The sequence below is a fragment of the Ornithinimicrobium pulveris genome (genome assembly GCF_050261105.1).
GTDB lineage: Bacteria > Actinomycetota > Actinomycetes > Actinomycetales > Dermatophilaceae > Ornithinicoccus.
In genome coordinates this window covers 2381868-2405499 of record NZ_CP189837.1, presented here as the reverse complement: position 1 = coordinate 2405499, position 23632 = coordinate 2381868, and the positions used below count along the sequence as shown (strand labels likewise).

General features: G+C 70.4%; 25 protein-coding genes. 18 read left to right on the top strand and 7 right to left on the bottom strand.

The genetic code is table 11. From position 1 onward, the window contains the following. The first annotated feature begins 112 nt into the window (after positions 1–112). Complete coding sequence (locus ACQBAT_RS11245) at positions 113–805, top strand: sigma-70 family RNA polymerase sigma factor (RefSeq protein ID WP_420747141.1); 693 nt, start codon at positions 113–115, stop codon at positions 803–805. Then, complete coding sequence (rsrA, locus tag ACQBAT_RS11240; protein ID WP_420747051.1) at positions 802–1086, top strand: mycothiol system anti-sigma-R factor; 285 nt, start codon at positions 802–804, stop codon at positions 1084–1086. Before ACQBAT_RS11245 ends, rsrA begins: the two co-directional genes overlap by 4 nt. Before the next feature lie 91 nt (positions 1087–1177). On the opposite strand, the gene ACQBAT_RS11235 is transcribed toward rsrA, so the two are convergent. Beyond that, a complete protein-coding gene (locus tag ACQBAT_RS11235; protein ID WP_420747140.1) occupies positions 1178–1252 on the bottom strand; it encodes a 50S ribosomal protein bL37 in 75 nt (24 codons plus the stop codon). A 369-nt stretch (positions 1253–1621) separates the two neighbouring features. Here ACQBAT_RS11235 and ACQBAT_RS11230 point away from each other — a divergent pair, with 369 nt between their 5' ends. The 5 genes from ACQBAT_RS11230 to tsaD are packed head-to-tail and all read left to right on the top strand — an operon-like array spanning position 1622 to position 6636. Continuing rightward, on the top strand, positions 1622–3040 hold the full coding sequence (locus ACQBAT_RS11230) for an HD-GYP domain-containing protein (protein ID WP_420747050.1): 1419 nt from the start codon (positions 1622–1624) through the stop codon (positions 3038–3040). Continuing rightward, entirely contained in the window at positions 3037–4302 is a 1266-nt protein-coding gene (locus ACQBAT_RS11225; RefSeq protein ID WP_420747049.1) for an HD-GYP domain-containing protein, read from the top strand. Before ACQBAT_RS11230 ends, ACQBAT_RS11225 begins: the two co-directional genes overlap by 4 nt. Before the next feature lie 9 nt (positions 4303–4311). Beyond that, positions 4312–5031 carry a tRNA (adenosine(37)-N6)-threonylcarbamoyltransferase complex dimerization subunit type 1 TsaB gene (gene tsaB / locus ACQBAT_RS11220; RefSeq protein ID WP_420747048.1) on the top strand — a complete coding sequence of 240 codons (720 nt, stop codon included), beginning with the start codon at positions 4312–4314 and terminating at the stop codon, positions 5029–5031. Beyond that, positions 5028–5591, top strand: a complete 564-nt coding sequence (rimI, locus tag ACQBAT_RS11215; protein WP_420747047.1) for a ribosomal protein S18-alanine N-acetyltransferase — start codon at positions 5028–5030, stop codon at positions 5589–5591. The genes tsaB and rimI overlap by 4 nt, the downstream gene beginning before the upstream one ends. Beyond that, positions 5584–6636: a tRNA (adenosine(37)-N6)-threonylcarbamoyltransferase complex transferase subunit TsaD gene (tsaD, locus tag ACQBAT_RS11210; protein WP_420747046.1), complete on the top strand. Its 1053-nt coding sequence runs from the start codon at positions 5584–5586 to the stop codon at positions 6634–6636. The genes rimI and tsaD overlap by 8 nt, the downstream gene beginning before the upstream one ends. Here the strand turns inward: tsaD and ACQBAT_RS11205 are convergent. Further along, positions 6627–7934 carry a class I SAM-dependent methyltransferase gene (locus ACQBAT_RS11205; RefSeq protein WP_420747045.1) on the bottom strand — a complete coding sequence of 436 codons (1308 nt, stop codon included), beginning with the start codon at positions 7932–7934 and terminating at the stop codon, positions 6627–6629. The genes tsaD and ACQBAT_RS11205 overlap by 10 nt on opposite strands. Before the next feature lie 31 nt (positions 7935–7965). On the opposite strand from ACQBAT_RS11205, the gene ACQBAT_RS11200 reads away from it, so the two are divergent. From ACQBAT_RS11200 to groL, 3 genes are all read left to right on the top strand, one after another. Beyond that, complete coding sequence (locus tag ACQBAT_RS11200) at positions 7966–9231, top strand: phospholipase D-like domain-containing protein (RefSeq protein WP_420747044.1); 1266 nt, start codon at positions 7966–7968, stop codon at positions 9229–9231. A 230-nt stretch (positions 9232–9461) separates the two neighbouring features. Beyond that, positions 9462–9755, top strand: coding sequence for a co-chaperone GroES (groES, locus tag ACQBAT_RS11195; protein WP_420747043.1), 294 nt, complete (start codon positions 9462–9464; stop codon positions 9753–9755). Positions 9756–9874: 119 nt separating this feature from the next. After that, the gene (gene groL / locus ACQBAT_RS11190; protein WP_420747042.1) at positions 9875–11476 is read left to right on the top strand and encodes a chaperonin GroEL; all 1602 of its coding nucleotides are present in this window, start codon (positions 9875–9877) and stop codon (positions 11474–11476) included. Positions 11477–11550: 74 nt separating this feature from the next. Here groL and ACQBAT_RS11185 read toward each other — a convergent pair whose 3' ends face one another. Next, positions 11551–11802, bottom strand: a complete 252-nt coding sequence (locus ACQBAT_RS11185) for a WhiB family transcriptional regulator (RefSeq protein WP_420747041.1) — start codon at positions 11800–11802, stop codon at positions 11551–11553. A gap of 100 nt (positions 11803–11902) precedes the next feature. Here ACQBAT_RS11185 and guaB point away from each other — a divergent pair, with 100 nt between their 5' ends. The 8 genes from guaB to ACQBAT_RS11145 all read left to right on the top strand — a co-directional run bounded on the left by guaB (position 11903) and on the right by ACQBAT_RS11145 (position 20792). Then, a complete protein-coding gene (gene guaB, locus ACQBAT_RS11180; RefSeq protein WP_420747040.1) occupies positions 11903–13426 on the top strand; it encodes an IMP dehydrogenase in 1524 nt (507 codons plus the stop codon). A 65-nt stretch (positions 13427–13491) separates the two neighbouring features. Next, positions 13492–14613, top strand: coding sequence for a GuaB3 family IMP dehydrogenase-related protein (locus ACQBAT_RS11175; protein ID WP_420747039.1), 1122 nt, complete (start codon positions 13492–13494; stop codon positions 14611–14613). Then, positions 14600–15985: a YncE family protein gene (locus tag ACQBAT_RS11170; RefSeq protein WP_420747038.1), complete on the top strand. Its 1386-nt coding sequence runs from the start codon at positions 14600–14602 to the stop codon at positions 15983–15985. The genes ACQBAT_RS11175 and ACQBAT_RS11170 overlap by 14 nt, the downstream gene beginning before the upstream one ends. A 17-nt stretch (positions 15986–16002) precedes the next feature. Next, positions 16003–16770 carry an SURF1 family protein gene (locus ACQBAT_RS11165; protein ID WP_420747037.1) on the top strand — a complete coding sequence of 256 codons (768 nt, stop codon included), beginning with the start codon at positions 16003–16005 and terminating at the stop codon, positions 16768–16770. Then, a complete protein-coding gene (locus tag ACQBAT_RS11160; RefSeq protein ID WP_420747036.1) occupies positions 16767–17111 on the top strand; it encodes a DUF3817 domain-containing protein in 345 nt (114 codons plus the stop codon). Before ACQBAT_RS11165 ends, ACQBAT_RS11160 begins: the two co-directional genes overlap by 4 nt. After that, positions 17108–18673 carry a glutamine-hydrolyzing GMP synthase gene (gene guaA / locus ACQBAT_RS11155; RefSeq protein ID WP_420747035.1) on the top strand — a complete coding sequence of 522 codons (1566 nt, stop codon included), beginning with the start codon at positions 17108–17110 and terminating at the stop codon, positions 18671–18673. The genes ACQBAT_RS11160 and guaA overlap by 4 nt, the downstream gene beginning before the upstream one ends. Next, positions 18664–19977 carry a MurT ligase domain-containing protein gene (locus ACQBAT_RS11150; RefSeq protein ID WP_420747034.1) on the top strand — a complete coding sequence of 438 codons (1314 nt, stop codon included), beginning with the start codon at positions 18664–18666 and terminating at the stop codon, positions 19975–19977. The genes guaA and ACQBAT_RS11150 overlap by 10 nt, the downstream gene beginning before the upstream one ends. After that, positions 19974–20792: a type 1 glutamine amidotransferase gene (locus ACQBAT_RS11145; RefSeq protein WP_420747033.1), complete on the top strand. Its 819-nt coding sequence runs from the start codon at positions 19974–19976 to the stop codon at positions 20790–20792. Before ACQBAT_RS11150 ends, ACQBAT_RS11145 begins: the two co-directional genes overlap by 4 nt. A gap of 7 nt (positions 20793–20799) precedes the next feature. On the opposite strand, the gene ACQBAT_RS11140 is transcribed toward ACQBAT_RS11145, so the two are convergent. From ACQBAT_RS11140 to ACQBAT_RS11125, 4 genes are all read right to left on the bottom strand, one after another. After that, complete coding sequence (locus tag ACQBAT_RS11140; protein WP_420747032.1) at positions 20800–21894, bottom strand: lysylphosphatidylglycerol synthase transmembrane domain-containing protein; 1095 nt, start codon at positions 21892–21894, stop codon at positions 20800–20802. Then, positions 21887–22621 carry a PIG-L deacetylase family protein gene (locus tag ACQBAT_RS11135; protein ID WP_420747031.1) on the bottom strand — a complete coding sequence of 245 codons (735 nt, stop codon included), beginning with the start codon at positions 22619–22621 and terminating at the stop codon, positions 21887–21889. The genes ACQBAT_RS11140 and ACQBAT_RS11135 overlap by 8 nt, the downstream gene beginning before the upstream one ends. A gap of 106 nt (positions 22622–22727) precedes the next feature. Further along, entirely contained in the window at positions 22728–23174 is a 447-nt protein-coding gene (locus ACQBAT_RS11130; RefSeq protein WP_420747030.1) for a hypothetical protein, read from the bottom strand. Further along, positions 23171–23581 (bottom strand): hypothetical protein, encoded by a 411-nt coding sequence (locus tag ACQBAT_RS11125; RefSeq protein ID WP_420747029.1) that lies wholly within the window; start codon positions 23579–23581, stop codon positions 23171–23173. Before ACQBAT_RS11125 ends, ACQBAT_RS11130 begins: the two co-directional genes overlap by 4 nt. Between the last annotated feature and the right edge of the window lie 51 nt (positions 23582–23632).

The following is a 23632-nucleotide window of genomic DNA, read 5'->3' as shown; positions in this document are numbered from 1 at the left end:
TCGCGGGAATGCCGTCCGCGGTCGTGGCGTTGTCCAGCGCAGCCACGACGACCAGGAGGAGCGAGTGCTGATCACCGCTGTCACCCCCGGTGAGCGGGCCGGAGCGAGCGCTCTGGTCCTGCCCCACGGGCTAGGGTGGTCCCCGATGGACACCGACCAGCCCACGATCGAGGAGCTCGACGCCGCCGCGATGGCGGAGGCCGACGCGACCGTCGATGTGACCACCGAATCCCCGGAGGACCGGGCAGCCCGGTTCGAGCGCGAGGCGATGCCGCTGCTGGACCAGATGTACTCCGCGGCGCTGCGCACCACGCGCAACCCGACTGACGCCGAGGACCTGGTGCAGGAGACCTACGCCAAGGCGTTCGCGGCCTTCCACCAGTACCGACCCGGCACCAACCTCAAGGCGTGGATGTACCGCATCCTCACCAATAGCTACATCAACACCTACCGCAAGAAGCAGCGCCAGCCGCTGGAGTCCGACGCGGCCGAAGTTGAGGACTACCAGCTGGCCCGGGCCGCCTCGCACAGCTCCACCGGGCTCCGGTCGGCCGAGATGGAGGCGCTGGACCACCTGCCGGACAGTGACGTGACCCGCGCGCTCGCCGCGATCCCCGAGGACTTCCGTCTGGCCGTCTACCTGGCGGACGTGGAGGGTTTCTCCTACAAGGAGATCGCGGAGATCATGGAGACCCCGATCGGCACCGTCATGTCACGTTTGCACCGGGGCCGCAAGCAGTTGCGTGAGTTGCTCACCGACTACGCCATCGAGCGAGGCGTGATCTCCGGGGAGGTGCGGTCGTGAACCAGCCACTGCGCCCCCAGAACCCGACCGATTGTGCCGACGTCGTGCTACGGCTCTTCGAGTTCGTCGACGAGGAGACCGAGCCGCTCGACCGAGCCCGCATCCAGGCCCATCTGGACGAGTGCGGAGCCTGTTTGGCCGAGTACGAGCGCGACCTGCTGGTCAAGGCCCTCATCCGGCGCGCGTGCGCCTGTCAGGAGGCGCCGGCCACCCTGCGCTCGCAGATCATGACCCGGATCACCACGGTGACGGTCGTCCAGCACCGCACCGAGCAGCGCTGAGGGGCGTCCGCCCAAACGGCACCTGCACCCACGGCAACGGGCCGCCACCCTGATCAGGGTGGCGGCCCGTGGTGTCCGTGGGACAAGAAACTCAGGCGTTGGGCTTCTTGCCGTGGTTCGCGGCCTTCTTCTTGCGGTCGCGACGCTTGCGGCCTCGCTTGCTCATGGTGCCTCCTCCGGCGTCGATGTCTCTCCTATCTTCGCATGCAGCGCCGCAGACGCGGAAAATGTGACGACGGTCACTTCGTAGGTAAAGACTTGTTCAAGAAAGCCGCTCAGACCCCTGCTGCGCTGGTGCCCCGCGAGTTGCCTGTGTCACATTTGGCACTCAACCTCGGACATCCGTTGAGGCACCCGTCCTCCCGGGGCTGAGAAGAAAGGACTCCACCGTGCTGCAGCTGCTCGCCGATCTCCTGAACTTGGGCGCCCTCGACGGCGTCCAGTGGGTCATCGACATCTTCTCCTGGGAGGAGTGACTCCCCGGACCCGTGGCCTGCGGGGCCAGCACCCTACCGCGGGTGCTGGCCCCGCAGCCGTGCTTCCTGAGGTCCTGATCTGGGTCTACATCGCGGCTCTCGCGCTGGCTGCGGGGGGCGCCGCGCTGATGACCTGGCGGGCGGGCGGTGACGGAGCACGGGTGGACCTGCTGGTCGTGGGTGTCCTCACGGTGCTCGGCACCCTGGGCGTGATCCTGCGCGAGCGTGGGTTGGGCCAGCACCTGGGGATCTCGCTGGCCACGGTGGTGCTGGCGGCGGCGCTGCCGCTGGCCGGCACCGTGGGCGCGGTCGTGGTGGGCTTCGTCTCCTACGCCTGCGATGTCCGCCAGCCACGGCTGCGCCCCCGCGCCTTCAATGCGGCGATGGCGGCCTTCGTCGGGGCGGTCGGGGCGATGACGTATGCGCAGCTCGGCGGTCTGCGCCTCGACGTCGCGGCGCCGGTCGGAACCCGCCTGCTCATCGAGGTGGGGCTGCCGATGATCGGCGCCTACATCGCGATGACGCTGGTCAACGTGTTGGCGTTCGGCGTCATGTCGGCGCTGGTCCGCGGGACCAGGGTGATCACTGTCAGCCTCCAGGTGCTGCGCAGCCTCGGGATGGGATATGCCGGCCACATCGCGATCGCCTTCGGGTTCGCCGTGCTCTGGGGCCCGGCTGAGCTCGGGCCGCTCAGCGCCGTCCTCGTGCTGGGGCCCTTGGTAGCTGCCCACTGGTCCATCGGCCGGGAGGCCATGGCGCGGCGGGAGCACGAGCAGACGGTGGCGACCTTCGTCGAGGCACTCGAGCAGGCCGAGCCAGCCTCGGTCGGGCACAGCGCGCGGGTAGCCGAGTTGGCCGAACTGCTCGCCCAGCACCTTGGCGTCAGCGGCCGGGCGCTGCAGGACCTGCGGTACGCGGCGTTGGTGCACGACATCGGCCTGGTGGCCGTGCGGGGAGAGCTGCCGACCGAACCCCAGGCCGATGAGGTGGGCTACCTCTCGGCGGTCAGCGCCCACCCGGAGGCGGGGGTGGCGATCCTGGACGGGCTGGACTTCCTGGCCGGAGCGCGCCCCGCGATCGCCCACCACCACGAGCGGTGGGACGGGCGCGGCTACCCGGCCGGCCTCGCCGGTGAGGAGATCCCGCTGGCGGCCCGGGTGATCGCGGTCGCCGACGCCTATGACGCGCTCGTCGGAGGTCGGGACGAGGTTCCGCTCGGCCCGGATGCTGCGTTGGCCGTGCTGCAGGAACGCGCCGGTGGTCACCTTGACCCGCAGGTGGTGCAGGCGTTGGTGGACGTCCGCGGACGGCTCGGCGGGGCGCCTGACCCCTCGGCCATCACCGGGCTGCCCGAAGCTGTTCCGGCCGGCTCCCACGGGCCCACCCTCGGCAGCGCGCGCCGTCTGGACCATGACCATCCCCGCGTCAGCGACGCCTTCGCAGAGTGGCAGCCGGACACCGTGATGAGGCAGTCATGACGCTGTCGATCTGGGTCGCGGCCGTCGCGCTCCTGGCGATGATCCTGGGCGAGACCTGGCGGGTGTCGTCGGCGTCCTGGCGCCTGCGGGATGCCCCCTTGGCCCAGGCGGTGGGCATCGCGCTGGCCCTGTCCACGGTGTGGCCGGGACCGCACCGATTGGCTCCCTCGGTCGGCCCGCTGCTCGCCGACCTCGCAGGCATCATGGGGCCCTTGCTGCTGTCCGCCTGCGCGACACTCGTCGTCGGGCTGGTCCGATCGCGCGCGACGCTCGCGGCCGACCTGGCCCGATCCCTGACCACGGTCCTCGTCGCCGGCCTCCTGGCGCGGGCACTGGCACCGCGCGGCCGTAGCCTGCTGGACCGGACCGGGGACCCGGGCGAGCACGCAGCGGTGGTCGCGGGCCTGCTGTTGCTGGTGGCTGCGGTTGCGGTCGCGGTGCCCATCCTGGGTCGCGCCCTGGTGCGAGCTCGCGCTGATCACCTCCCGGTGTGGACCCAGCTCCTCAGGCACCTGAGGCGACAGGGCGTGCTCGCCCTCGCGACGGCCACCACGGCAGTGGTGATCGCCCTCGCCCTGCGGGTGCTTGGCCCCGTGTCCTTTCTGGTCTTCCTCCTCCCGCTGGTGGTTCTCCTCCCCGCGGTCACGCGCCAGCGCCGCATCCTCGAGGCCCAGCGGCAGACGATCTTCGCGCTGGCCCGCCTCACCGACCAGGCGGGGCTCACCGCTCCCGGGCACGCGGCCCGCGTGGCACAGCTCTCCGTGCCGGTGGCGCGGGACCTTGGCGTGGACGACGCGGATCTGGAGGACGTGGAGGCGGCTGCCCTCCTGCACGACATCGGACAGGTGGGCCTGAGTCGACCGATCCCCCGGGGCGCCACGAGCGAGATCTCCGCCCGTGACCAGCGCCGCGTCGCCGCCACCGGCGCGGCGATCCTGGCCCGCACGGCGGAGCTGTCCCGGCTGGCGGCCGTGGTCGCCGACGTCGGGCTGCCGCATCACCGGGGTGTGGTCCGTGGAGACGTGACCGCCGCCTCCCGCGTGGTGCGCGTCGCTTCTGCCTATGACGACCTCAGCGGGGGAACGGCGCACCAGCCGGGCGCCCGCCCGGCTGCCGGGGCTCTGGAGCGCATCCTGCGGTCGACGCCGCACGAGTACGACCCGGCGGTCGTCGAGGCTCTCGTGCGCCACCTGGAGCGCCGGGGCGCCATTACCGCGACCGAGGGTGTCACATTGCTCGGGGCGGCAGCGGTCGGGCCGTAATCTGTGGGGGTGCTCCTCGCGATCGACACCTCCACCAGCCTCATCGGGGCCGCCGTCCTCGACCCGGGCCCCAGCGACCGCCCACGGGCGGGCCAGGTGCTGGCGGCCGTCACGCACGAGGACCCGCGGCGGCACGCCGAGTTGCTGGCTCCGGCGATCCGGGACGCGCTCCATGCTGCCGGAGTGGCCCGCAGCGACCTCACGCAGGTGGTCTGCGGCGTGGGCCCAGGTCCCTTCACCGGTTTGCGGGTTGGCGTGGTCACCGCGCTGGTGATGGCCGAGGCGCTCGGGCTGCCGGTCCCGCGGGGGGTCTGCTCCCTCGACGCTCTCGCGCACGCCGTGGTCGGCCAGCACGAAGGCCCCCTGCTGGTCGCCAGCGACGCCCGCCGCAAGGAGGTCTACTGGGCGACGTATGCCGTAGGTCCAGATGGTGCCCGCCGCTCCAGCGGGCCGGGGGTCGCCCGCGCGCAGGACCTTCCGGAGCAGGTGCGTGCCCTGCCGGTGGTGGGGCGCGCTGCGGTGTTGTACCCCGAGGCGCTGCCGCATCCCGTGGCGGGCGCCGGAACCGATGTCGACCCAGGGGCGCTCGCCGCGCTGGCGGCCGCTCTCGTGCAGGGCGTCCATCCGGATGCGGCCGCCGGCGCGGGGCGCGGCCTGCTGGACCCCGAACCGCTCTACCTGCGCCGCCCCGACGCTGTGCCGACGGTGCCAGGCGGAGCGCCCCGGTGAGCGCCCGACCTGGTCAGGCCCGAGTGCGTTCGGCGGACTGGCGGGATCTGGGCGCGATGGCCGAGCTGGAGGCCCGAGCCTTCCCGCAGGACCCGTGGTCCGCAGCGACGTTCTGGGCCGAGTTGGCCGCGCGACCCCGCCGGGACTACGTGGTGCTGTATGGCGACCTCGAGGAGGGGCAACGCCTGATCGGCTACGCGGGTCTGGACCTCGCGGGGGAGACGGCCGACGTCATGACGGTCGCGGTCGACCCCGACCGCCGCGGCGAGGGTCTGGGACGAGTCCTGCTGACCGAGCTCCACCAGCGCGCCGCTCGCTCTGGAGCCGCATCAGTCCTGCTCGAGGTCCGAGCGGACAACGCCGCCGCCCGCGGGCTCTATGCCCAACACGGCTATGCCGAGCTGCACCGCCGCCGCGGGTATTACCCCTCGGCGGGAGGCGCGCCCCCGGTCGACGCTCTGGTGCTGCAGGCGCAGCTGGAGCGTGAGCACCCCAACACCGAGCACCCCAACACCGAGCACCCCACCGAGCACCCCAACGAGGAGATGGCCGATGAGTGAGCACCACGGACCCCTCGTGCTGGGGATCGAGTCCAGTTGCGATGAGACCGGCGTTGGCATCGTCCGCGGCCGCACCCTGCTGACCAATGCGGTCGCGAGCAGCGTGGAGGAGCACGCCCGGTTCGGGGGGGTGGTGCCCGAGGTGGCCAGTCGCGCGCACCTGGAGGCCATGGTTCCCACCATCCAGCGCGCCTGCCGAGAGGCGGGGGTGGACCTGGACGAGGTGGACGCGATCGCGTGCACAGCCGGACCCGGCCTGGCCAGCGCCCTGGTCGTCGGAGTGGCGGCCGCCAAGGCGCTCGCGCTGGCCCTCAACCGTCCCATCTACGGCGTGAACCACCTCGCCGGACACGTGGCCGTCGACGTCCTGGAGCACGGTCCGCTTCCCGAGCCGTTGGTGGCGCTCCTCGTGAGCGGCGGGCACTCCAACCTCCTGCTGGTCGAGGACATCACCCGCGACGTCACCTCCCTGGGCGCCACGCTCGACGACGCAGCCGGTGAGGCTTTCGACAAGGTGGCTCGCGTGCTCGGCCTGCCCTATCCCGGGGGGCCGCACCTGGACCGGGCGGCCGAGGGCGGCGACGGTGCGGCGATCGCGTTCCCGCGGGGCCTGACCAGTGGGCGAGATCTGGAGCGCTACCGCTTCGACTACTCGTTCTCGGGTCTCAAGACCGCCGTCGCGCGCTGGGTGCAGGCTCGGCACGACGCGGGCGAGCAGGTCCCGGTCGCGGACGTGGCCGCGAGCTTCCAGGAGGCAGTGGCCGACGTCCTGACCCGCAAAGCGGTGGCGGCCTGCACCGAGCACGGGGTGCAGGACCTGCTGATCGGCGGTGGGGTGGCCGCCAACAGTCGGCTACGCGCGCTCGCGGAGGAACGGTGCGCCCAGGCGGGTATCCGGCTGCGGGTGCCCCGTCCCGGTCTGTGCACCGACAACGGCGCGATGATCGCCGCCCTCGGTGCCGAGATGGTGCTGCGCGGGCGCGAGGAATCTCGGTTGGATCTGCCGGTGGACTCCTCCCAGCCGGTCGAACTCATTCAGGTCTGAAGAGGCTGCACGGCGATCGCGCTCGGTCGCCCAGCGACCCGGGTCAGCACGAGCACCGCCTCCTTGGACGGGTCTGCGCCCTGATCACCCCCGCGTCGACCGCCTTTGAGCCTCAGCTCGGTGCGGAACCGGTCCGGGTCCAGCGTCACGCCACGCTTCTTCAGCGTCACCCGGGTGAACCCCCGCTCCCGTAGCCAGCCCCGGACCACCTTGGCCTGGAGCGGAAGGTGGTCCTGCACGGCATACCAACGGGCCCAGGGGAGGGGGACCACGGTCGGCGCCGTCACGTAGCCGACACCGGAGTCCACCTCGCGCCCGCCGGTGCGCGAGGTGAGCGCGTCGACCCGGCCGGCGGCCAGCACGGCGCGGTCCGGTTCCGCGAGATAGGGGTGCAGATCGGGCTCGGCAGCCGCGTCCGAGCCAGGAGGCTTGTCCTCGATGCGCTCGGGCGCTGGCGCCGGTGCCTCGACCTCTACCCACCGCACGTCCGTGTGCCCAGGGTGGGGACGAGGGCCCACCACGGCGCGGCGGCCGGGGGAGCGGACCCCCGCACCCCACCAGATCGTGCACTCCAGCACCGACCCGTCCAGGGAGACCCACTCGGCCTCGCACCCGGAGGGCAGGTGGGCGTGCGGGAAGCCGGGGGAGAGCTTGGCCGCGCTCACCGCGACCCGGTTGCTCACGTCCAGCACCGTGTCCCACGACGGCGACAGGTCCCCGAGCCGGAAGACTCTGCGCGTGCGCCCGCGGCGGTCGGCGACTCCTGGCGTCCGCCGGGCTGGATCGAGAAAGACGCCGTCGGCGCCGGACATGGGGACCAAGCCCCTGTCCGTCGCGTCTCCCACGAGGACCTGCGCGGTCGGGAAGCTGGCGAGGTTGGCTCGCGCCGCGGCAGCGACGGCCGGGTCCCGCTCCACGGCGGTCACCCGGAGGCCAGCCTCGGCGAGGGCGAGCGAGTCCAGACCGAGGCCGCAGCCCAGGTCCAGCACATGGTCCACGCCGCTGCTGCGGAAGCGCTCCGCCCGTCGCCGGGAGACCTCCGGACGGGTTGCCTGCTCGAGGCCGTCCTGGGTGAGAAGCAGATCCGCGGCGCGCGCCCCGAAGCGGGCGGTTGCCGCGGCCCGGAGCCGGGACTGGGTCAGCGCGGCGGAGACCAGGTCGGCATCGTGCCCCTGCGCGCGGAGGTCGGCCGTGAGGCGCAGGGTGGCAGATTCGTCGTACGGAGGGAGGGCTGCCAGCAGGTCGCGCCCCTCGGGCGTGGCCAGGCGCTCGAGCAGGGCGACGTCGGGGCGGTCCATGAGCGGCATTCTGCCGGGTTAGATTGGCAGCATGCCCAGACCCCTCCTGTCCAAGGACGCCCATGCCCTCCTGCGACGGGCCAGGCGGTTGGCCCTCCGGGGCGCCGCCGCGACCTTCGCGGCGCAGGTGACCCTCGCGGCAGGGATCACGGCTGCGGACGCGGTGCGCAAGCGCCGGGATCATGAGGACCGGGGCGCTCCGGAGCACGACCCGCTCGAGGCGGAGGTGAGGGGTAACGAACTCACGACCTACACCTACGGGCGCTATCTCTATGACGACATGCTGGCGGCGATCGATGGTGCCACCGACTTCGTCTACCTCGCCTCCTACATCTGGAAGGGGGACGAGGTCGGTCAGCAGTTCAAGGACGCGGTGGTCCGCGCCGCCGAACGTGGCGTGCTGGTCTGCCTCGTCTTCGACGGCTTCGCCAACCTGGTGGTGCCGCGGGAGTTCCAGCAATTCCCGGACAACGTCCACGTCCTCCGCTTCCCGGTGCTGCGCACGGTGGTCCCCGTCATCGACATCCGCAGCACGGGCCGCGACCACCGCAAGATCCTGGTGGTCGACGGGGTCGTCGGCTTTGTGGGCGGCTACAACATCGGCTCGCTGTACGCCACCAGCTGGCGGGACACCCACGTGCGCGTCACTGGCCCGGCCGTGTGGGAGCTGCAGAACGCCTTCGTCGACTTCTGGAACCGGCACCGTGGCAAGCGACCGGAGCTGCCGGACAGCGGCAGCACCGACTGGGAGCCCTCGATCCAAGCCGCCCGCAACGAGCCCAGCCGGGTGATCTACCCCGTCCGGGCGCTCTACCTGGAAGCGATCGACCGTGCGGTGGACCGGATCTGGATCACCCAGGGCTATTTCATCCCTGATCACGAGATCTTGCACTCGCTGCTGGCCGCCGCCTCCCGTGGCGTCGACGTGCGGGTGATCATGCCGGAGCGGTCCAACCACGTGATCGCCGACGTGGTCGCGCGATCCTACTTCGCCACGCTGTTGGAGGGCGGGGTGCGACTCTTCCTCTACCACGAGGTCATGGTGCACGCGAAGACCATGACCATCGATGGTCGCTGGGCCACCATCGGTACCGCCAACGTGGACCGGCTCTCGATGCAGGGCAACTACGAGATCAACCTGGAGATCATCGATCCAGGGCAGGCCGAGCACATGGAGTCGATCTTCCGCACCGACCTCGAGCACTGCCGGGAGATGACGATGGAGGAGTGGCAGGAGCGCGGGCTGGCAGAGCGTGCGGTGCAACGCTTCCTGCGGCCGCTTCAGGTCTTCCTGTGATCCTGCTCTGCGGGGCTGTGGGGCGCCGAGCGACGGACCGTGTTGGCACTCGGTTTGACCGAGTGCTAATCGAGTGCCTAGATTCGACCTAGCACTCTCGGCACGCAAGTGCCAGGGTGGTCGACCCCCGCGACGGCGACCATCCTGTCCTGGGAGTGATGCACCATCACGACAGCAACTGCGCCGGCGGGCACCAGCCGCGCCGGTCCCTACACGAAGGGAAGGTAACCGTGTCGGTTTCCATCAAGCCGCTCGAGGACCGCATCGTCGTCAAGTCCGTCGAGGCCGAGCAGACCACGGCCTCCGGCCTGGTCATCCCGGACACCGCCAAGGAGAAGCCCCAGGAGGGCGAGGTCCTGGCCGTGGGTCCGGGTCGGGTCGACGACAACGGCAACCGCGTCCCGATGGACGTCAAGGAAGGTGACCGCGTCATCTACAGCAAGTACGGCGGCACCGAGGTCAAGTACGGCGGCCAGGAGTACCTGATCCTGAGCGCTCGCGACGTGCTCGCGATCGTCGGCTGACGCACGTCGGCTGACCGATTCACTCTTGCTGAGCAGCCCCGCCGCACCCGCCCCCAGGGCGCGGTGAGGCGGGGCGCTCTCGTCACTGCACCACATACCTGAAAGGAGCTGTGCGCCGGATGGCCAAGCAGCTGGAGTTCAACGACAACGCGCGCAAGGCGCTGGAGCGGGGCGTCGACGCCCTGGCCAACGCGGTCAAGGTGACGCTCGGCCCCAAGGGTCGCAATGTCGTCCTGGACAAGAAGTGGGGCGCCCCCACGATCACCAACGACGGCGTGACGATCGCTCGCGAGGTCGAGCTGGAGGACCCGTACGAGAACCTCGGGGCCCAGTTGGCCAAGGAGGTCGCCACCAAGACCAACGACATCGCCGGTGACGGCACCACCACCGCGACCGTGCTGGCCCAGGCCATGGTCAAGGAGGGCCTGCGCAATGTGGCGGCCGGCGCCAGCCCGGCGGGCCTGAAGAAGGGCATCGACGCCGCGGTCGCCGCGGTCAACGACCGCCTGCTCGAGACCGCGCGTGAGCTCGAGGGTCGCGACGAGATCGCCCAGGTCGCCAGCCTGTCCGCCCAGGACCAGGAGATCGGCACCCTCATCGCCGATGCTTTCGACAAGGTCGGCAAGGATGGTGTGATCACCGTCGAGGAGTCCTCCACCACGGCGATGGAGTTGGAGTTCACCGAGGGGATGCAGTTCGACAAGGGCTACCTCTCGCCCTACTTCGTGACCGACACCGAGCGCATGGAGGCCGTCCTCGAGGACGCGCTCATCCTGCTGCACCAGGGCAAGATCTCCTCGGTGGCCGATCTGCTGCCGCTGCTGGAGAAGGTCGTCGGCGCGAGCAAGCCGCTGCTGATCGTGGCCGAGGACGTCGAGGGCGAGGCGCTGTCGACGCTGGTCGTCAACAAGATCCGCGGCACCTTCAACGCGGTCGCCGTCAAGGCGCCCGGTTTCGGTGACCGCCGCAAGGCGATGCTGCAGGACATGGCCATCCTCACCGGTGGCGAGGTCGTCGCCGAAGAGGTCGGCCTCAAGTTGGACCAGGTGGGCCTGGAGGTGCTCGGCAGCGCTCGCCGCGTCGTCTGCACCAAGGACTCGACCACCATCGTCGACGGCGGTGGCGACCACGCCACGGTCAACGACCGAGTTGCCCAGCTGCAGTCCGAGGCGGCCAACACCGACAGTGACTGGGACCGCGAGAAGCTGCAGGAGCGGATCGCCAAGCTCGCTGGCGGCGTGTGCGTCATCAAGGTCGGCGCCCACACCGAGGTGGAGCTCAAGGAGAAGAAGCACCGCATCGAGGACGCCGTCTCGGCGACCCGCGCCGCGATCGAAGAGGGCATCGTCGCCGGTGGCGGCTCGGCCCTCGTGCACGCCGCGAGCGTGATCGATGAGTTGGATCTCGACGGCGACCAGGCGGTCGGGGCGCAGGTCGTGCGCCGCGCGTCGGTCGAGCCGCTGCGCTGGATCGCCGAGAACGCCGGTCTGCAGGGCTACGTGGCGACCACCAAGGTCGGCGAACTGCCGGTGGGACAGGGCCTGAACGCAGCGACAGGTGAGTATGGCGACCTGTTCGCCGCCGGTGTGATCGACCCCGTCAAGGTGACCCGTTCGGCGCTGCGCAACGCGGCCTCGATCGCGTCCATGGTGCTGACCACGGACACCCTCGTGGTGGACAAGCCCGAGGAGGACGAGGACGAGCACGGTCACTCCCACTGAGTGCTGCTGACTGACGCGCTCGTGTCCGTCAGCGCAAAGCCCCCGCCCGGTTCCTCCGGGTGGGGGCTTTGCGCTCAGCCGACCTGTTGGGCGTAGTAGGCCTCACGTTCGGCCTCGGTCATCCCGCCCCACACGCCATACGGCTCCCGGGCGGTCAGCGCCTGATCACGGCACTGCTGCAGGACCGGGCAGGTCGCGCAGACGGCCTTGGCCCGCTCGTCCCGCTCGCGGCGAGCAGGCCCGCGTTCGCCCTCGGGATGGAAGAAGACCTCGGGGCTGACAGTCCGGCAGGCACCGTCGTACTGCCACTCCCACAAGAGGGCCACCGGGCCCGGATGTCCTGCACGCTCTACCACGTTGGCGGCCTCTTCCTGTCGGCGCGACCTCACTCTAGCGGGGGCGGCCCCAGGTTCTAGACTCGCGGTCATGACCCTGGCCGACGATCTTGCCCCGGTGCCCCCTGCCTTCGCCAGGATGGGCCTGACCTACGACGACGTCCTGCTCCTGCCGGGCGACACGGACATGGCTCCGGATGAGATCGACACCACCAGTCGGCTGACCCGCGAGATCAGCCTTCAGGTCCCGTTCGTCTCGGCCGCGATGGACACCGTCACCGAGGCCCGGATGGCGATCGCCATGGCACGCCAGGGCGGGATCGGAATCTTGCACCGCAACCTCTCGGTCGAGGACCAGGCCTACCAGGTGGACCTGGTCAAGCGCACCCAGACCGGCCGGATCACCAACCCGGTGACGATCGGGCCGGACGCCACCTTGGATGAGCTGGACACGGTGTGCGGGGAGTACCGCGTGTCCGGGCTGCCGGTCGTCGACGGGGATGGGCGGCTGCTGGGCATCTGCACCAACCGTGACCTGCGCTTCACCCCGGTGGCTGAGTGGGGGCACACCCTGGTCCGCGACGTGATGACCCCCGTGCCGCTGGTCACCGCTCCTGCCGACGTCAGCCACGAGGAGGCGACCGGCATCCTGCGGGCGCACAAGCGCGAGCGCCTCCCGCTGGTCGACGACGACGGCCGGCTGGCCGGTCTGATCACGGTCAAGGACTTCGTGAAGTCCGAGCAGTTCCCGCGGGCCAGCAAGGATGGTCAGGGGCGCCTGCTCGTCGGCGCGGCCATCGGCTATTTCGGGGACGCCTGGGAGCGCGCCACCACCCTGATCGATGCTGGTGTGGACGTGCTGGTGGCCGACACCGCGCACGGTCACGTGAAGATGCTGGTGGAGATGGTCGCGCGGCTCAAGAGCGATCCCGCCACCCGGCACGTCCAGGTGGTCGGTGGCAATGTCGCGACTGGCGCAGGCGCTGCCGCGTTCGTGGAGGCCGGGGCGGACGCTGTCAAGGTCGGGGTGGGGCCGGGCGCGATCTGCACCACCCGGGTGGTGACCGGGGTGGGGGCTCCCCAGCTGACGGCCGTGCACGAGGCCGCCCAGGCGGCGCGCGCCGCCGGGGTGCCGATCATCGCCGACGGCGGCATGAAGTACTCGGGCGACATCGGCAAGGCCCTGGTCGCCGGCGCGGAGTCGGTGATGATGGGCTCGATGTTCGCCGGCTGCGAGGAGTGCCCGGGCGAACTGATCTTCGTCAACGGCAAGCAGTACAAGAGCTATCGCGGCATGGGCTCGCTGGGGGCGATGAGTTCTCGCGGCAAGCAGTCCTACTCCAAGGACCGCTACTTCCAGGCCGAGGTGAGCAGCGACGACCAGCTGATCCCCGAGGGCGTGGAGGGCAAGGTCGCCTACCGGGGCGCGACGAGCGCCGTCGTCCACCAACTCCTGGGCGGTCTGCGCCAGGCGATGTTCTACGTCGGTGCCCGCACCGTGCCCGAGTTGCAGGAGAAGGGCCAGTTCGTCCGGATCACCCAGGCGAGCCTGCAGGAGTCGCACCCGCACGACATCGAGATGACTGCAGAGGCTCCCAACTACTCCGGGCGCTGAATCTTCACCCGGCTCCCCGGTGTGGGAGTTGGGGAAGGCCCCTCGCGGCTGGGTAGCCTGTCCGGGTGAGCGAGATCGAGATCGGCCGGGGCAAACGCGGGCGTCGTGCCTACACCTTCGACGACATCGCGGTGGTCCCCTCCCGGCGCACCCGTGACCCTGAGGACGTCTCGATCTCCTGGCAGATCGACGCCTACCACTTCGAGCTCCCCGTGGTGGCCGCCCCGATGGACTCGGTCGTCTCCCCGGACACCGCCATCGCCCTGGGGCGCCTGGGTGGGCTCGGCGTGCTCGACCTCGAGGGCCTGTGGACGCGATACGAGGACCCGGAGTCGGCTCTTGCGGAGATCGCCGAGCTGACGCCGGACCAGACCACTGCCCGGATGCGCGAGCTCTACTCGGCCCCGGTTCGTCCCGAACTGATCGCCAGCCGGCTCAGGCAGATCCGCGAGGCCGGGGTAACCGTCGCCGGTGCCCTCTCGCCCCAACGCACGCAACAGTTCTGGAAGACCGTCGTGGACGCGGGCGTCGACCTCTTCGTGATCCGCGGCACGACGGTCTCGGCCGAGCACGTCTCGGGCCGGGCTGAGCCGCTCAACCTCAAGCGGTTCATCTACGAGTTGGACGTCCCCGTGATCGTCGGCGGTGCGGCCACCTACACCGCGGCCCTGCACCTCATGCGCACGGGCGCCGCTGGCGTGCTGGTCGGCTTCGGTGGTGGTTCGGCGCACCGCACCCGCACCACCCTGGGCATCCACGCGCCGGCCGCCAGCGCCATCGCCGACGTGGCCGCCGCCCGGCGCGACTATCTCGATGAGTCCGGCGGGCGCTATGTGCACGTCATCGCCGACGGGGGCGCCAGCGTCTCCGGCGAGATCGTCAAGGCGGTGGCCTGCGGCGCGGACGCCGTCATGCTCGGCACGGCGCTGGCCCGGGCCAGCGAGGCGCCCGGCGGCGGCTTCCACTGGGGCTCCGAGGCCCACCATCCCGAACTCCCACGGGGCGAGCGGGTCGACGTCGGCACCGTCGGCACGATGGAGGAGATCCTCACCGGGCCCGCGGTCGGCGCCGACGGGACCACCAACATGATGGGGGCGTTGCGTCGAGCGATGGCCACGACCGGCTACACCGACCTCAAGGAATTCCAGCGCGTCGAGGTGGTGGTCTCGCACTATGGCCCCCGCTGACACCCGTTCCGAGCACCGCATGCAGCTGCGCAAAGATCCCGTCTTCGTGCGCCGCCGCAGGCTGGCGCTCGTGCTGGCCGCGCTCGTGCTGGCCGCCGTCGTGGCGGTCGTCGTGTGGGCGCTGAACTCCGGCCGTGGAGACTCCGCCGAGGCGGGATCGAACGGCTCACCCGTGGCCGACGTCCCGGCGCCCGCGACGGGGGGTGCGGACCCCGAGGACGCGACCGGGGGCCCCACCAGCACCGACGACGCGGAGGCGGCGACCGAGGAGGACGAGGACGCCGACGACCAGGAGTCGGAGGAGCGCGCGGTCTGGCAGCAGGATCCGGTCCCGGTCGAGATCCCCAGTGACGAGACCGCGATGGTCCAGGTCGACTACATCACCGAGGGCACGCCCAAGTCGGTGGTCTCCTCCGGGCACGGGCTGCTCATCACCAACAACATGATGTACAGCCACACCTCCACGATCTTCGATGCGACCTCGCGCGAGATCCTCACCCGCCTGGATGACAGCGTCGATCTCGAGGACTTCGGGATCGAGGGCCACCCCGGCATCTCCAAGGGCTCCCCGGTCGAGGCGGTCTGGACCGACGACGGCCGCTACGCTTATGTCTCCCAGTACTCCATGTACGGCGAGAACTTCGGCCGCGAGGGCTTCGACGACTGCTTCAAGGACAGCGGCGTGGGCGCCTCGCTGGTCTACCGCTTCGACGCCGACGAGATGGCCTGGGACCAGATCATCCAGGTCGGTGCGGTGCCGAAGTACCTCGAGCTGACCCCCGACCAGTCCACGCTGCTGGTGAGCAATTGGTGCGACTACACCGTCTCGGTGGTCGACACCGCGACAGGTGAGGAGCGGGGCACCCTGGACACCGGCCGCAACCCGCGCGGCATCGTGGCCTTCCCGGACAACGAGACCGCGCTGGTCACCGCGATGTGGAACCAGCAGGTGTGGCGGCTGGACCTGAAGAACATGACCAGCGAGATCGTCCTGGAGACCCCGCCGGGGCCCCGCCACCTGAACCTGACCGAGGACGGTTCGACCGCCTACCTCGTCGTCGCGCGCTCCAACGTCATCTACAAGCTGGACCCCGACACGATGGAGATCCTGGACCAGGTCAACCCCGGTGCCGAGCCGCGGAGCATGACGATGTCGCCCGATGAGAAGGCGCTCTACGTCGTCAACTACGACGAGGCCAGCGTCTCCAAGATCCGCACCTCGGACATGACGGTGATCGACAAGGTCAACGTGGACGCCTTCCCGATCGGGATCGACTATGACCCCGTCACCAACACCGTCTGGGTAGCCTGTTACAACGGCGGCATCTACATCTTCGACGACCAGGACACCCGCCTGGAGGGCACAGGCTGATCGCCTACCCTGAGGGGGTGATCCGTACCGCCCTCAAGCCGGCCTGGCTGGCGCTTCTCGCGCTGCTCGTGGCGGTGGTGATCTCCTTCTACCAACTAGGTATGTGGCAACTCGGGGTCTCCTCCAACCGCGCCGCGCGCGAGCTGGCGGCGGAGCAGGAGGCGTTCGGCACGGTGCCGCTTCAGGAGCTCTTCGCCCCGGGGGAGAAGTTCACCGATGTCCAGGCTGGTCGATCGGTCGAGGTCACTGGTGCGTATGCCGACGCCGACCAGTTCCTCGTGCCGGATCGCCGGCTCGAGGGACGGCCGGGCTATTGGGTGGTGACGCCGGTGCGGACCGAGCAGTCGGGATCCGCCGCGCTGCTGCCCGTCGTCCGCGGCTTCGTCACCGATCCTGGCGATGCCGGTAGGCCGGGTTCGGATCCGGTGCGGTTGACCGGGACCCTGACCCCCAGCGAGTCCGACCACCTGGGCGCGGACCTGCCCGAGGGGCAGCGTGGGGCCATCGACCTGGCGGATCTGGTCAACCTGTGGGAGCTGCCCGTCTACAACGCCTTCATCTTCCTCGTGCACGAGGAGCCGGCGCGCACGCCCGCAGTGGTCGAACGGGTGCCGCCGCCGGTGCTGGGTGCGGACGGCATCGACTACCGCAACCTCGGCTATGCGATGCAGTGGTTCGTCTTCGCCCTCTTCGCGATCTACATGTACCTCCGCTTCCTGCGCCAGGCGGCCCAGGGCGACCCCGCCCCCCTGACCACCGTCCCCGACCGAGGAGAGACCTCGTGAGCCCCCGAGCCAAACTGACCTTCTTCCGCGTGATGGCCTTCCTGGTCGGCATCTTCCTGCTCATCCTGGCCACCCACATGGTGCTGCGCTACGGCTTCGACAATGACGTGCTGGCGTGGTGGCCCACCCCGCACGGCTGGTTCTACATGGTCTACATCGTCGCCACGGCGATGCTGGGCTTCGAGCTGCGGTGGGGGATGGGCAAGATGGTCGGGGTGATGCTCGCCGGCTGCGTCCCCTTCCTCTCCTTCTGGGTCGAGCACAAGGTCTCCCAGCAGGCCAAGGCGCAGATCGAGGCGCGGGAGGCCACACAGCAGGCCGCCGGTAAGGTGACCGCGTGACCACCACCCCCACCGTCCTGGTCGTCGATTTCGGGGCCCAGTACGCCCAGCTCATCGCCCGCCGGGTGCGTGAGGCCGACGTCTACAGCGAGGTCGTCCCGCACACCCTGTCTGCCGCTGAGATGCTCGCCCGCGACCCGGCAGCGATCATCCTCTCCGGGGGGCCGTCCTCGGTGTATGCCGAGGGTGCACCAGCTCTGGAGGAGGCCCTGGTGACGGCCGGGATCCCCGTGCTGGGGATCTGCTACGGCTTCCAGGCCATGGCGCGTGCCCTCGGCGGCAGCGTGGCCCGCACCGGTCAGCGTGAATACGGCGAGACCACGGCCCAGCTGGAGCCGGAGGAGAGCACACTCTTCGCCGGCCAGCCGGACGAGCAGATCGTCTGGATGTCGCACGGGGACGCGGTCGAGACCGCCCCCGACGGCTGCCGGGTCACGGCGAGCACGCCGGGTGCCCGGGTCGCAGCCTTCGAGGACGACGAGCGCCGGATCTACGGTGTGCAGTGGCATCCCGAGGTCCTGCACTCGACCCAGGGTCAGCAGGTCCTGGTCAACTTCCTGCGCCGCGGCGCCTCGATCGAGCCCACCTGGACCAGCGACAATGTCGCTGAGGCGCTGATCGCCCAGATCCGTGAGCAGGTGGGTGCGGACAGGGTCATCTGCGGGCTCTCCGGCGGGGTGGACTCCTCGGTGGCGGCCGCGCTGGTGCAGCGCGCCGTCGGGGATCAGTTGACCTGCGTCTTCGTCGACCATGGCCTGCTCCGCGAGGGCGAGGTCGAGCAGGTCGAGGAGGACTTCGTCGAGGCGACAGGCGTCGATCTGGTCGTCGTGGATGCGCGGCAGCGTTTCCTGGACGCCCTGGCCGGCAAGACCGACCCAGAGGACAAGCGCAAGGCGATCGGCCGGGAGTTCATCCGGGTCTTCGAGCAGGCTGCCAGGGACATCGTGCAGGCCGAGGACGACGAGCACCCCGTCAAGTGGCTGGTCCAGGGGACGCTGTATCCCGATGTCGTCGAGTCCGGTGGTGGCAGCGGCACCGCCAACATCAAGAGCCACCACAACGTCGGAGGCCTGCCGGATGACCTGCAGTTCCAGCTGGTCGAACCGCTGCGGCTGCTGTTCAAGGACGAGGTGCGTCAGGTCGGCCTGGAGATCGGGGTGCCCGAGGGCATCGTGTGGCGCCAACCCTTCCCCGGCCCCGGCCTCGGCATCCGGATCGTCGGTGAGGTGACCGGCGAGCGGCTAGACATCCTGCGGCGCGCGGACGCGATCGCCCGGGCCGAGCTCAGCGCGGCCGGCCTGGACCGCGAGATCTGGCAGTGCCCGGTCGTGCTGCTCGCTGATGTCCGTTCGGTCGGCGTCCAGGGCGATGGGCGCACCTACGGCCACCCCGTGGTGCTGCGGCCGGTGTCCTCCGAGGACGCGATGACCGCGGACTGGACCCGGGTGCCCTACGACGTCCTCGCGCGCATCTCTTCCCGGATCACCAATGAGGTGGAGGAGATCAACCGCGTCGTCCTCGACGTGACCAGCAAGCCCCCGGGGACCATCGAATGGGAGTGAGGACCTCGGCAGCACTGGCCGCCGGGAAGGTGGCGCGCGTAGCGTCACGGCTGCGCGGCGGCGGCTCGGCCCTGCCCGGGCTCGTGGCGGAGAAGATCGATCCGGCGCTGCTGCGGCATACCTTGGGCGCCTTGCCAGGTGGGGTGGTGGTCGTCTCGGGCACCAACGGCAAGACCACGACGACCAAGATGCTGGTCGCCCTGCTCAGGGCGCACGGACGCTCGGTCTTCACCAACCCCACAGGGTCCAACTTCACGCGGGGGGTGATCTCCTCCCTGTTGGGCGAGATCGGGCTGCGCGGTCGGCTGGCTGCCGACCTGGCGGTCGTCGAGCTGGATGAGGCGCACGCGCTCCACTTCGCCGCGCAGGTGCCCCCGAGGCATGCCCTGCTCCTCAACGTGGCGCGCGACCAGTTGGACCGGTTCGCCGAGATCGACCACACCGCCGGCCTGCTCACCACGCTCGCCGAGGCCACCACCGGCGCCCTGGTCCTGAACGCCGACGATTCCTACATCTCCCGGATCAGCGGACTCGTCGATCCGTCGGTCCGGGTGAACTGGTTCGCCGTCGACCCCAGCGTGGCTGATCGGCTGCCAGAGCTGCAGGAGGCCGATGTCCGCTTCGCCGACGACGATGTCCGTCCCGAGCTCGGCGAGCACGACGCGCATCTGCTTCCCGGCGAGGACGGCCGTGCGCTGACCGTACATTTCAGCGACGGCACCGAGGTGGGCCCCCTGGTGCTGCGGCAGCGCGGGCTGGCGGCGATGATCAACGCCACCGCGGCCACTGTCACCGCCCGGCAGATCCTGGGCGCCGACTTCTCGGTCGAGACTGCGGCCGCCGCCCTGGAGAAGGTCGATCCCCCCTTCGGGCGCGGGGAGGTGGTCGATATCGACGGGGCGCCGCTGGAGTTGGTGCTGGTGAAGAACCCGGCCGGTTTCACCGTGGCGCTCGGCACCTATGGGGGTGAGCCGGTGCCCACGATGGTCGCGATCAACGACAACTACGCCGATGGCCGGGACGTCTCCTGGCTCTACGATGTGTCCTTCGAGTCCCTGCGCGATCAGGGCGTGGCGCTGACCTCCGGCGTGCGGGCCTGGGACATGGCGCTGCGGCTGCGCTACGACGCGGTCGAGGTCGCCGAGGTGGAGACCGATCTGGACACCGCGCTGGACCGTTTCCTGGCCCTGCACCCGGGGCGGGCGACCCGCATCTTCTGCACCTACACCGCGATGATGCACCTGCGGCGGCGGCTCGCCGAGCGCTACGGCCTCGCGCGGTTCGGGGAGGAGCAGGGAGCATGAGCGAGGACGCGACGATGACCGGCGACACCAGCAGGACCGAGGGCCTGAGCACCGCCCTGCCCGCCGATGTCGCAGCGATGGCCGACGTCAGCGCCGACAAGGGCGAGGTGCACCTGATGCATCTCTACCCCCGGGAGATGTCCATCTACGGCGACCTCGGCAACACCCGATGCATGGCGGCCCGATTGCGCTGGCACGGCTATCAGCCGGTCGTCCACGACCACCACCCCGGCAGCCCGTGGCCCGACCGGGTAGATCTGGTCCTGGGCGGTGGGGGTCAGGACAGCGGCCAGGCCCGCGTGCTGGAGGATCTTGACGTGCACGCCGACCGGCTCCGCGAGCTCGCTGCGGACGGGGTGCCGATGTTGATGATCTGCGGGATGTACCAGCTCTTCGGTGAGGCCTTTATCACCGCCGAGGGACGCCGACTGCCGGGGTTGGGCATCCTGGACGTGACCACCCAAGGCAACCTCACCCGGATGATCGGGCCGGTCGTCCTGGACACCGACTACGGAGCAGTGGTCGGCTATGAGAACCACTCCGGCAGCACCGTGCTCGGCGAGGGCCAGGCGGCCTTCGGGCGGGTGCGGCACGGACGAGGCAACAACGGCAGCGATGGCACCGAGGGCGCCCGGACCCAGCACGTCATCGGCTCCTATCTCCACGGCCCGGTGCTGCCCGCCAACCCTCGGCTCGCCGACGGCCTGCTGGCGGTCGCGGCCCAGCGCGCCACCGGGCAGTGGGCACCCGGCCAGGTCGATGACACCTTCGCGCAGCAGGCGCACGACAGGCAGGTGCGGAGGTTGCTCGGTTGAGGTGCCGCTATCCCGTCGCTGGTGCGGCACCGCCCGGTCGGCTGAGATCTCGCCCCGCACCCAGCCGCCACGCGACCAGCGCAGCGACGCCGAAGGGCACCACCACGAGGTGCGCGTAGATCGCGTAGAGCAGGGCCGTGGCGGAGGCGGCACCCGGAGATCCGCCCAGGATGACGAGGAGACCGGCGGTCCCGACCTCGGTGATGCCCAGGCCGCCCGGGGTGATCGCGATCGCGGTGAGCATCTGGCGGAAGGTATAGGCGCAGATCAGCTCGGGCAGGGGCAGTTCCAGCCCGACCGAGCGCGCGGCGAACCAGTAGAGGCCGAAGAGCAGGACGAACTGTCCGCTCATCCCCAGCGTCATCTCCAGCCAACCCCGGCGCACGACATACTCGATCCGGTCGCGTTGCTCGTTGATCACCGGCTCGACCCCGCGCAGGCGGGCGCCTCGCCCCACCCAGCCCGAGACCCGCTCGATGAGGTGCACCACCGCGTTGGCCACGGAGTCGGAGAAAATCATCAACGAGGCGAGGACGATCACGGCCGTGCCGACCGCTCCGGCGATCAGCGCGCCGTTGATCACGATGCGCGGAGCGTCGATCGGGCCTGCGACCAGCACTAGGCAGCCGATCACTGGCAGCGCGATGCGGGCCAGCAGGTTCCACAGGCCGGTGACCATCAAGGAGGTCGAGATCTCGCGCTTCCGGAAGCCCCAGGAGCGAAACATCATGAATCCCAAGGCGAAACCGATCGCCGCCCCCAACGGCAACACGTTGGCCACCAGCGAACTCACGGCATTGGCCTTCAGCCCTTGCAGATGGGTCAGGCCCGGCAGCGACCCGGTGAGCACCCAGGTGTAACAGAACAGGCCAGCGATCAGCAGCAGTGCCATGGCGATCGCGCTCGGGGCGCTCACCCGTGAGAGTTGGGCGTAGATCTCGCTCCACGACGTGTCCAGGAAGTGGGGAAGGCCCCACGCGATCAGGGCCACCACGAGGGCGAGCCCGACGGCAGACTTGAGCACGTCCTTCCACCCCAGCGGGCGCAACTGCGGCCCGTGAGGGTCCGCGCTCGCGCCGCCCGTGACCTGCGCTTCAGCCATCCGTCCCCTGCACACCGTCAAGCATGTCACGGTGGAGGCGCTCGCGACCTGACCGTGGGGAGCATGTCGGGTCCAGGAAGTGCTCGGTGCCGAAGGCCAGGCGGTAGAGCGGCCGGGGCAGACCGAGGATGAATCCCAGGGTCCGGGGGGGGGAGCCGTCCGCCTGTGAGGCGTGCGCCAGCATCGCGGCCCGCTTGGCCGGCAGCTGGGCCCGGACGTCGATGCGGTGGGTGATCTCCTGGAGCGGGGAGAAGGCCTGGGTCCACTCCTCGATCGCGAAATCGTTGGGCAGGGTGCGCACGCGCGAGACCCATCGCAGCACCCGCAGGATGCGTTCGCGGGGTGCGGTGGCCTCCAGCAGCTGCACGTCGGTGGCGGCGGCAACGGCCCGGGCAATGTGGTGCACGTGAACGTGGTCGCGATGGCCGTAGCCACCGTTGCGGTCATAGCCCAGGAGCACGTCGGCGCGCTCCCGCCGGACGATCTCGGCGACCCGTTCGGCAACCTCCGCGACCGGCACGCGCACGAACCGGCGGCGCCCCGGCGGGTCCGGGGGAACCTCGCCGAGGTGACCGGAATCGGCATACAGGAGGGGGATGACGTCGGCGGCGCCGAGTGCCGCAGCGCTCCGTCGTAGCTCGGCGAGGCGGACCTGCCCAAGCCGGCCCGATTCCATTAGCTCGGCCGGTGCCCACCCCGCGTCACCATCCGTCGCGGTGACGAGCACGACCCGTGACCCCGGCTGGCCAGGCCCGCCAGCGTCCCGCCGGACAGGAGCGCCTCGTCGTCCGGATGGGCGTTGAGGGCCACGATCGTGCGCTGGCGCTCCCTCATCAGGTCCCCGTCACCGGGGCGCGGGCGCCGCGGTCGGACAGCAACCACCAGAGCCCGACGACGGGCAGCACCAGGGGGATGAACAGGTAGCCCTGGCCGAAGTGGCTCCAGACGGTGGCGTCGGGGAACATCTCCGGGGTCAGATAGCTCCAGGCGCCGACGACCAGGACCCCGACCAGCTCGATCGACAGCGCCACGAGACTGACCCACCAGGCGTTGCGTCCGCGCAGCGACAAGGAGACGAAGGCCAGCACGTAGACGGCGGCGGCGAAGGCGGACAGGCCGTAAGCGAGGGGTGCCTCGTGCCAGCGGGTCGAGATCTGCGCGGCTGAGCGGGAGACCGTCCCGATGACGAAGATCAGATAGAGCGCCAGGATGACCCGGCCTGGGCCGTGCCGCCGATCGCCGCCGTCCGCGCTGACCCGGCGGCGTGCTCCGGCAGTCATGACAGCGTCCCGACGCCGTGCCAGATCTGGGCGCAGCGGGCCCCCATCACCGCCACCGTGAAGGCGGCCACGGAGAGCACGAAGGTGCTCCAGCGGGTCGGCTCCTCTCTGGCCCAGATCAGGGCCAGGGCCGGCAGCAGCAGGATGGTGACCAGATAGGCCCACAGCTCCCAGGTCGGTCCCGCGGGGGAGTCGCCCTGCACCTGACGCAGCACGTACAGCAGGGTGTAGGCGATGACCGCGGCCTGCAGGAGGAGGGTCAGACCGATCGTCACCTTCCCCGGGCGGCGACCGTTCAGACCCGCGATCAGGGTGACCACGGCGACCAGCAGACCGCCCACGAGCAGGGCCGTCGTCGGTGGGTCGAGATAGGTCGAGGAGTCGACGATCACGGGAGTGGCAAGCACGGGGCAAGCGTAGGACGTGCTGCTGTGGACGACGGCGCAGCCCTGTCGGTG